Source organism: Kitasatospora sp. NPDC048296, assembly GCF_043201815.1.
In the GTDB taxonomy this organism is placed as follows: Bacteria; Actinomycetota; Actinomycetes; order Streptomycetales; family Streptomycetaceae; genus Kitasatospora.
In genome coordinates this window covers 1-1,358 of record NZ_JBICZB010000217.1, presented here as the reverse complement: position 1 = coordinate 1,358, position 1,358 = coordinate 1, and the positions used below count along the sequence as shown (strand labels likewise).

General features: G+C 75.3%; 2 protein-coding genes. One reads left to right on the top strand and one right to left on the bottom strand.

The genetic code is table 11. The features are described from left to right. Window positions 1-137: 137 nt before the first annotated feature. Complete coding sequence (locus ACGF12_RS38580) at window positions 138-680, bottom strand: CGNR zinc finger domain-containing protein (RefSeq protein ID WP_393041342.1); 543 nt, start codon at window positions 678-680, stop codon at window positions 138-140. Window positions 681-760: 80 nt separating this feature from the next. On the opposite strand from ACGF12_RS38580, the gene ACGF12_RS38575 reads away from it, so the two are divergent. Next, a partial coding sequence (locus ACGF12_RS38575; protein ID WP_393041339.1) for an FAD-dependent monooxygenase occupies window positions 761-1,358 on the top strand: 598 nt, incomplete at its 3' end.

Genomic DNA, 1,358 nt, shown 5'->3' with positions numbered 1-1,358 from the left:
CGGCGGCTCGGCCCACCCCGGAGCTGCCGCCCGTGACCACGACCGTGCGTCCGGTCAGTTTGAGGTCCATGGCACCGGACCCTAGTGACCGGCCCGGGGATCCGCATGCGGGCCGGGCGGACGGTCGCGGCTCCCGGTCACCCGGTGGCGCGCTGGGCCCGGTGGGCGGCGACCCGGACGCGGGTGGCGCAGCGCGGGCCGCAGTAGCGCTGGGGGGTGCGGCGGCCGGTGTCGATGAAGTGGCGGCCGCAGCCCGCAGCGGCGCACCGGCCCCAGGCGCAGGTGCCGCGTTCGCTCAGCCACATGCCGAGGGCGAGGGCGGCGGTGGAGAGCAGCCAGTGGGTGAGGCCGGCGTCGGCGGGGGCCCGGGTGTGCAAGGACCAGGGGCGGCCCGGGAGCCGGACGAGCCGGGGCCGGGGCGGGTAGCGGTCGAGCAGGGCGTTGATGGCCTCGGCGGCCCGGTCGGCGTCGTCGGTGTCGAGGACGGTGATCACGGCGGTGGTGGCGTCGCGCAGCTCGCGGGCGTCGCCTTCGGTGAGTCGGAAGGGCGGGCCGCCGTGGGCGTCCAGGACGGCCTGGAGCTCGGCGGCTCCCGCCTCGGGGTGCTCACGGACGGTGTTCGCGAACTCCGCGAGGAAGTGGAGGCCGCGGGGGTTGCCGTCGTCTGGGTTCTGGGTCATGGGCTCACGTTTCTCCTGATCGGATCCCCCGCCACCATGGTAGCGTCAAAATCACCAGATAGGCGTTACGGAGGAGTGGCATGCGATTCCCGGCAACGACGTCCGTGCTCATCGTCGGCGGCGGCCCGGTCGGCCTGACGATGTCCCTCCTGCTGTCCGGGCACGGCGTGCGGCACCTGCTCGTCGAGGCCCACCCGGGCACCTCGACCCACCCCAAGGCCCGTGGCGTGTCGGCGCGTTCGATGGAGGTCTTCCGGCGCTGCGGCCTGGAGGAGGAGATCCGGCGGGCCGGGCTTCCCGCCTCCCAGCTCTTCTTCTACCGGGGCCGCACCCTGGTCGACCCGGACTTCGTCCGTACCGGGGCGGCCGGCGCGGCGGGGGATGACGCGGTGGGGGAGGGGGCTGGGGTGGAGGGTGTCGAGCGGACCCCCGCGCCCGGACTGCTCTGCTCCCAGGACGCCCTGGAGGTGGTCCTGCTGCGTCGCGCCCGCGAACTCGCCCCGGACGGCGTCCGGTTCGCCACCCGACTGTGCGGCTTCAGTGAGGACGGCGACGGCGTGCGGGCCGTCCTGGAGGAGCGCGACAGCGGGGAACGGCACACCGTGCGCGCCGACTGGCTGGTCGGCTGCGACGGCGCGTCCAGCACCGTCCGCGCCGCGGCCGGGATCGCCATGGACG

Bases quoted from the DNA above. Each gene is read 5' to 3' on its own strand.
- ACGF12_RS38580 (WP_393041342.1), bottom strand. From the start codon at position 680: ATGACCCAGAACCCAGACGACGGCAACCCCCGCGGCCTCCACTTCCTC.